This window comes from Acidovorax sp. GW821-FHT10E03, assembly GCF_059415205.1.
Map to the genome: position 1 here is coordinate 242,491 of NZ_JBWKMU010000012.1, position 7,696 is coordinate 250,186.

At 57.5% G+C, this 7,696-nt stretch carries 5 protein-coding genes and 1 pseudogene; 4 read left to right on the forward strand and 2 right to left on the reverse strand.

The features are described 5' to 3' along the window. Positions 1-434: 434 nt before the first annotated feature. The 4 genes from AC07OD_RS21585 (at position 435) to AC07OD_RS21600 (ending at position 6,353) form a co-directional block, all read left to right on the forward strand. The gene (locus AC07OD_RS21585; protein ID WP_494597973.1) at positions 435-2,009 is read left to right on the forward strand and encodes a S8 family serine peptidase; all 1,575 of its coding nucleotides are present in this window, start codon (positions 435-437) and stop codon (positions 2,007-2,009) included. Between the two features lie 380 nt (positions 2,010-2,389). After that, positions 2,390-3,568: an AAA family ATPase gene (locus AC07OD_RS21590; RefSeq protein ID WP_494597974.1), complete on the forward strand. Its 1,179-nt coding sequence runs from the start codon at positions 2,390-2,392 to the stop codon at positions 3,566-3,568. Between the two features lie 12 nt (positions 3,569-3,580). Next, positions 3,581-6,103 carry a S8 family peptidase gene (locus AC07OD_RS21595; RefSeq protein ID WP_494597975.1) on the forward strand — a complete coding sequence of 841 codons (2,523 nt, stop codon included), beginning with the start codon at positions 3,581-3,583 and terminating at the stop codon, positions 6,101-6,103. A 31-nt stretch (positions 6,104-6,134) separates the two neighbouring features. Then, positions 6,135-6,353, forward strand: coding sequence for a hypothetical protein (locus tag AC07OD_RS21600; protein ID WP_494597976.1), 219 nt, complete (start codon positions 6,135-6,137; stop codon positions 6,351-6,353). 9 nt (positions 6,354-6,362) lie between these two features. Here the strand turns inward: AC07OD_RS21600 and istB are convergent, their stop codons facing one another. Together istB and AC07OD_RS21610 are read right to left on the reverse strand one after the other, a co-directional pair. Then, on the reverse strand, positions 6,363-7,166 hold the full coding sequence (istB, locus tag AC07OD_RS21605) for an IS21-like element ISThsp10 family helper ATPase IstB (protein WP_494597977.1): 804 nt from the start codon (positions 7,164-7,166) through the stop codon (positions 6,363-6,365). Next, positions 7,156-7,620: pseudogene (locus AC07OD_RS21610) on the reverse strand (IS21 family transposase); the annotation flags it as partial. The pseudogene AC07OD_RS21610 and the gene istB, both read right to left, overlap by 11 nt. Positions 7,621-7,696: the final 76 nt, after the last annotated feature.

The window sequence follows — 7,696 nt, forward strand, 5'->3', positions numbered from 1 at the left end:
GGATGATTGAATCGAAATTTCCCGTTAGCAGGCTGTTGAAATTCGGTTGCAGCTCCCACCAGGAGCCGCAACCGGCCTCTTAAAACACTCCACAAACGATTTTTTCAGGCCCGCCAAGGGTTCGATGACCCTCCAATTAGCCGTTTTGATGCTCTGAAAATCGTTTTTCAACAGCCTGTTAGAGCAACTCCTGAGGAATGGTTGGGTGCCTCGGTGCGAACTGTACAGAGTGGGCACGATGGGGCTATGTTGTTGGTGCTGCAGACTATCGAGAAGTCGTCCCCTCGTAGCTAGGCGTAGGAGTTGGTGTCTGCGCTTGAAAAGGCTGCCGAAAATTGGAGCTTTGGCAAGGCTGCAATTTTGATGTAGTGCTGCCGCTAGAGTCACGGCAGAATTGACGTACAACAATTTATCACTCAGGGAGAAGTGTCGACATGGCGAGAATTCCAACCCATCAGGGAACGACTGAGTACGTGCTGCTTCCTGTTCGAGGTACGCATTCCGACGATATGAAAAAGCTGGGGGTGGCCACTCCAAGCTTCAGCAAGACGCTGCGGGCCCGACTCAAGGCCAGTAGCGCTAGCGGCCGTGACGCAGTGGTCCCCCCGAGGGCCACTGTCAACATCATTCACTCAACCTCTCCTACCGGGGCGAAACTGGCTGTTGCTACACCGCAAGAACTCGCTGCACTGCGCGTTGAAAAGCCGGGCGTGCGTGCAGTGCCCCTGGTCATCTATGAAACCACCCGCAGCCCTCGGCTTAGAGTGACCAAGCAACCTAAGCCTCTCGCATCCCCTAGCTCGGCAAGGGCAGCCAAGCTGGCGCAAGCCAATCCCTTGCGCGTCAAGGTCGTCGATGCTGCCGGCAAGCCAATTCGCGGAGCAGTGGTGGTGGCGTTCACTAATTTCGCCAATGGGATCGGTGACGACGGGACGACTAATTCAAGGGGCGAGGTACGGTTAAGGCTTGTTGGCGGCCCACAAGTCCAGGTGCTCGCAATTTACGCCGATGTCACGGGGCATTGGGGACTAGTACAACACGGCATAAAGCTCGTCGATAACTATTCCGTGCAGCTAACTGCGGTGGACCTGGCTGCGAACGACTTTGTAACCCACCTCTACGGTAGCTCCAAAGCGAATGACGGTGAGGGCGTGGTGGTAGGGGTTGTGGATACCGGCGTGGATGGACGTCACCCGGACCTGAAGGTACTGCATTCGCGCGCTTTCGTTTCTGCTGAAGGTGACAGTGGCGACGGGTCTCCGCGAATCGACGATGGGGAGCATGGCACCCACGTTGCCGGTCTGATCTCGGGTAGTGGGCATGGACCTGCGCATCTCCACGCAGGCAGGGCTCCGGGTGTGACGCTCAACTCCTACCGAGTTTTCCCAGAATCAGGTGGTGGTGCTACAAATTACGACATTCTTCGCGCGATCGAAGCGGCTGTTGAAGATGGTTGTGACCTCATCAACCTAAGCCTTGGCACCCCCGTTCCGGATGAAGCGGTGAGAGATGCCATCAAGGAGGCGTTTGACAGGGGCACTGTGTGCGTCGCCGCCGCTGGCAACGATGGACGTATGGACCTGCTATTTCCTGCACGTTGGTCGGAAGTTATCTCGATCACGGCCATCGGTGAAAAGAACACCTATCCCAAGGACTCAACAGAGACGCTTGACGAAGTTTCACCGTACACCACATTCACGGCGAACGGGCTGAACAAGCATCGCTATGCCGCACGGTTCACAAACAAGGGGCCAGAGGTGGTCGCTACCGCGCCGGGTGTTGGCATCATTTCTACATTGCCTGGTGGCGGCTACGGGGTGATGAGCGGTACTTCGATGTCAAGCCCGGTAGCGTGTGGGCTCCTAGCGGCAGCGCTTTCCCGTAAGCCAGCGATCCTCAGCATGGCTCGCGATAGGGATCGAGCCATTGAAATTCAGCGACTATTTTTCACAATGTGCACTGCAGCGGGCTTTCCTAAGGAATTTGAGGGAATGGGCTTGCCCAAATGACGTCTTCCGCTAGAGTCTTGTCTATGAGCCAAGTGATCCTCAGGAAAACCAAAGACGCCGCAGTGTCTGCGGCTGATGCGATTACGTTCGTAACGGACGTGACCACGCGTGGGCGTGTCCTTAGCTCCAGTGGCAACAACGTGTTGGTAGACATTCCTAGTAGCCAGATCAGCAACTTGGCGAGCCGTCTTTCGGGCTGGATCGTCTCGGAGCAAAGCGCGACCGTTCCTGTTCCCGATTCGAGACTTCGCATCCGAAAACGCTAGCTTAGACGACATCCATGGCGCTTAGGCGCCATTTTTTTTGGCCAATTTCCCAGGCTCGCGGTAAATTTCCTTTAAAAGAAGCTTTTTTCCCAGAATGGATGGAAAATTGGTGTCATGGACAATTTTTCGATCATTCACAGCATCTGTCGGCTTGCGCTCGACTCCACGACGGAGAGCATCAAGCATCAGGTCGTTCGACTTACCGAGGCATTGGAGCGGTCCGGAGACGTCGACAACGCGAAAGCACTCCGCACGCTGCTAGCCTCGGCTGATCGACATCAGGCGCTAGCACCGCGGCGACTTGTACCTTCGAAGGCCTCACCGTCGTTGCCCGGTGAGCAGTTGCTTCCGACCACGCAGTTGCCTGCAGATCGTGAGACCGGTGTCCGGCTTTTGGACGTGACCTTCCCAAATCCCGCGATAGTGCAACCTCACATGCCAGCGCCGATGGAACGCGCGCTGAAGATGCTCACGTCTGAATGGGAGCACGCTGCCGATCTCGCTATGGTTGGTTCCACGCCTGCCATGTCGTGCTTGCTAACTGGTGCCCCTGGTACCGGCAAGACCACTCTTGCGTTGTGGCTGGGCGCTCAGTTGGGATTGCCGGTGCTTACTGCACGCGTCGACGCAATGATGTCGTCGTTCTTGGGAACCACCTCCCGCAACATCGCGCAGGTTTTTCAGTTTGCCAATCGATTTCGCTGCATCTTGCTGCTCGATGAATTTGACTCGCTCGCCAAGCTACGGGACGATCCCAATGAGGTTGGCGAGATCAAACGTGTCGTCAATGCGCTTCTTCAGAACCTTGACGTCCGCTCCTCGACGGGCATCACGATTGGTGTCACAAACCATCCCAAGCTGCTTGACCCCGCGGTATGGCGGCGTTTCACTGCCCAGATCGAGGTGCCCCTCCCCAATGCAGAGGCTCGTGAGGCGATCATCTCTCGCTACGAGCATCCCATCGAAATCAAGCCGGCTGTCAAACGTTTTCTCGTGCTGCTCACGGAAGGCGCTTCGGGCGCAGAGATCGAGACTATCGTCAACCTGTACAAGAAGCGATCGGTTCTCAGGCCCATGCCGACATCGCCCATTGAATGCCTACGCGATATCGCTTATCTCAATAGTGGCAGGCTGTCTGCTGATGTTCGTACGCTTTTGCTCAGAGAAGATGCTGACGTTGCCAAGTGGGCCCGCCATCGGCATTCGCGGTTCACGCTCGTAGAGTTGGGTGCAATATTTGACAAGAGCAAATCGGCCGTCGCCCGCTGGGTAGATGAGCCCGTCGCTAACTAGGGGGAGCACAAGATGGAGACCTTCAGTCCAATTCAGGTGGTGTTAGACGCACGCCAATTCCAAGCTGATCGAAAGCGTACTGCTGGAGGCTCTGCGAAGGAGTTTTTTGAGCATCGCAACGATGCCTTTGCTGAGCATAAGCATCATGTTGCCGACCAACTGGAGAAGGTACGTTCAAGGCTGCTTTCCAGTTCTGCCGGCCAGGTGGGGTTCATAAAGGTGCGGATGCGCGAGGAAGCATTGGCCAAGAGTCATCGGCCCGTGCAGAAAATATTTCACCCCAACAACGCCCCCCTGGCTGGATCATCCGGCGAGGGTGAATTGATTGTTCAAGTCTCACCGCAGAGTATCAAGCAGGCTCTGCAGCACGTGGCCAGGGCAGAAGAAACTCTCAGGTACCGCCCCAAGCGAGACAAGCCTGAAGAGCAAGAACCAGCCCCTTCACGCGAGCGCTCGGAAGTTGGCGCTATCCAGAGCATCCAGTTTTGGGACGCGCGCGACCGCCGAGCCTTTAGCGCAGATGAAGCTCTCAATTGGTTGCGAATGGAAGGCGTGCCCAAAGCCTATCGTGTTGACCTCTTCGACACCATCGAGCCGGCTTCAAAGTCAGTTCGCCAAGAAGTGGAGGCTGCCGGCGATCTCACCGCCAACCTCATGACGACGCTTGATGAGAACCTTCCCTGCGGCTACATCGGCGCATTGTTTCGACCTGATAACGGCTCGATGTTGCGACTGTACATGTGGTTATTGCCTGACCCTCAACAACGTTTCTTCGTACGCGCGTCCAAGCTGCAGCAGGCGTTCAAAGAACTGCCCACGCCCTCGCTACAGCCTGAGAACCACCAGTTTCTTCTGGATATTTTGGGCAAGCATCCAGCCGTGCGCCGGATCTCTTTGCCTCCCGCTCTGCGAAGCAGTGCCCAGGACAGGGTAGCAACCAGCACAGGCGCTAAGGAATATGTGCGCATGATGCCCCAAGCGGGTGCCGAGTATCCGGTAGTGGGAATCATTGATGGCGGCATCGGTACGGTACATTCTGCGTGGGTGCCGTATGCCGCGCAGGGCGTCCCGACCAATCACGCAATCGTCAACCACGGCTGCGAGATCGCCGGGCTCTTGGTCGCAGGTCAGGCTCTCAATGGCGCTGCTGTCAGTCCGGAGCCGGACGGCTGCCTACTTGCCGATCTGGCGATGGTCCCGCACGACACCTTCTACGATCAGAACTATCGCTCCGATCTCGACTTCGTGCTTGCAATCGAGCAGGAAGTGAAATCAGCAAAGGCCGCCGTCAATGCGCGTGTTTTCTGCTTCAGCCACAACTTTGAAAATCCTCCGGGATACGGAGGTCCGCAATATCCCGACCTCTCTGCCGGGCTGGACCGAATTGCGCGGGAACAGGATGTCATCTTCGTTGTCAGTGCGGGCAACACGGAAGATGGCACTGGTCGCCAGGAGTGGCACATCAACCCGATGGTTGTTCTATCGGACCTCGCATCCGTGAATGGCGACGGCATCACCGCCCCTGCTGACGCCCTGTTTGCAGTATCGGTGGGGGCCTTGAACCCGCCCTCGACCGGATCCCATGTGCCCCATGCGCCCGCTCGCTACTCGCGCCGCGGCTCGTTCCCAAAGCACTTCGTCAAACCTGATGTTGTTCACTATGGCGGGCTTTGCAAGACCACATCGACCGCCACTGGGCTTACATCGACCAGCCCTGCGGGAAAGCACTGCTTCATCAACGGCACCAGTTACTCTGGACCCCTGGCGGCCAAAACGCTTGCGCGGCTAGACATGCTCACTGGATCGCGACTGCCCCGCGAAGCCCTAACAGCATTGCTTATTCATGGCGCTCGCCAGCCTGCTTGCTTGAGCAGCTACGACAAGCGAGTTACTCGACAGCTTGTTGGCTTCGGCCTACCTGCGGCGAGCGAGCAACTTCTGGGCGGGACACCTCATCAGGCGACGATCCTCTTCTACGACGACATGCAAGACAAGAAGGATCTGTTCTTCAACTTTGACTGGCCGCAGTCGCTGGTGGAAGACGGCAAATGCCGCGGGGAAGCCTTACTGACCCTGATCTACACGCCGCCAATCGAAGACTCTCATGACGATGAACTCGTTCGGATTAATCTGGAAGCGGTTCTGCATCAACGCAACAAGCATGGCAAGTGGACGAAGCAAAGCGAAGACACGTTCGCGGCGGAACCAAATAAAGCGGCCTCAGCCATGGAAAAGCATCTCATAGAGGAAGGACTAAAGTGGGGCACAGTCAAGCAGGTGCGCTTCGCATCTCCAAATGGCACTGGCGTTTCTTCCGAATGGCGCGTTTGCATCAAATATCTCACTCGCGCATCGGAGCAGTTTCCTGAGGCAGGCATTCCTTTTGCAGCCGTGCTGACAATTCAGGATCCGAAAGCAGACAAGCCTGTCTACCAGGACATGAAGATCGGGTTGACTTCCCGGAATATCTTGACCAGCGACGTCCGTGCAACTGTTCAAGCCCAAGCCCAAGCCCAAGTTCAGACGAAGGGATAGGGACTTTTAGTTTGCAATATGGCGTCGATACATGTCGCCATCTCCTGAACAGTGCAGCGTACGCTGGAGTCGCGATGCTACGCATGGAGCCATCGCCTACTCTGCGGCGAGGGAGCGCTTCAAGGCAGCATCACCGGTCGAGCGCCATGGCATGAAGAACATCGTTGAGCCGTATGCGTCGGCCATTGTTGATTTCCATGCAACCGTAACCCACCATTTCCATCTCGATCTGACCCACCCTTGTTCGTGAACTTCACGCTCACGTTGTGGATAAGTTCTTGGCTATCTTCTCCTTCTTGGTGGTCTGTGGTGGTTGCTGTGCGGAGCTGTTCTTGAACCGGTAGCTGTCGTTGCCGGTTTCCAGAATATGGCAGTGATGCGTGAGTCGGTCCAGCAGCGCCGTGGTCATCTTGGCATCGCCGAACACGTTGGCCCACTCGCTAAAGCTCAGGTTGGTGGTGATCACGACGCTCGTGCGCTCGTACAGCTTGGACAGCAGGTGGAACAGCAAGGCTCCTCCTGACGTACTGAACGGCAGGTAGCCCAGCTCATCCAGGATCACCAGGTCAGCATAGGCCAGGCGGTGCGCGATCTGCCCCGGCTTGCCCTGGGCCTTCTCCTCTTCCAGTGCATTGACCAGCTCCACCGTGGAGAAGAACCGCACCCTGCGGTGATGGTGCTCGATGGCTTGCACCCCGAGGGCCGTGGCAATGTGGGTCTTGCCCGTACCCGGTCCACCCACCAGCACCACGTTGTTGGCGTTCTCCAAGAATTCGCAGCGGTGCAGCTGTCGCACCAGGGCCTCGTTCACCTCGCTGTGGCTGAAGTCAAACCCAGCCAGGTCCCGGTACGCAGGGAACCTGGCCACCTTGAGCTGGTAGGCCACAGAGCGCACCTCCCGCTCGGCGGTCTCGGCTTTGAGCAGTTGGGACAGGATGGGCTGCGCCGCATCGAAGGCCGGTGCACCTTGCTCAGCCAGTTCCGCAACCGCCTGGGCCATGCCGTGCATCTTGAGCTCGCGCAGCATGATCACGATGGAAGCGATGGCAGGGTCAGGACGCATAGCGCACCTCCCTCAATTGGTCGTAGCGAAGCACATTGGCCTGGGGTTCCACCGCCAGCTTGAGGGCCTGCGGCGACGTGACCGGTGCTGGAGCGGGCTTGCCGTCCAGCAGGCGGTGCAGCACGTTCAGGATGTGCGTCTTGCTGGCAGCCCCTGACTCCAGTGCCAACTCCACTGCAGCGAGCACAGCCTGTTCATCGTGGTGCAGCACCAGTGCCAGTACCTCCACCATCTCCCGGTCGCCGCCGGTTTGCTTGAGCAAGGTGGCTTGCAGTCGCTTGAAGGCCGCTGGCAGCTCCAGGAATGGGGCGCCGTTGCGCAAAGCTCCTGGTTTGCGCTGCAGCACCGCCAAGTAGTGGCGCCAGTCGTACACGGTCTGTCCCGCACCATGGTGGTTACGCTCGATCAGGCGCTGATGCTCGCACACGATCTGGCCTTCGGCGGCAATCACCATGAATCGCCCCGGATTCCCTAGACACTTTTGAGCCGTTGGAAATGGCGTCTTTCGAACTCTACCGGTGAAGTATCTC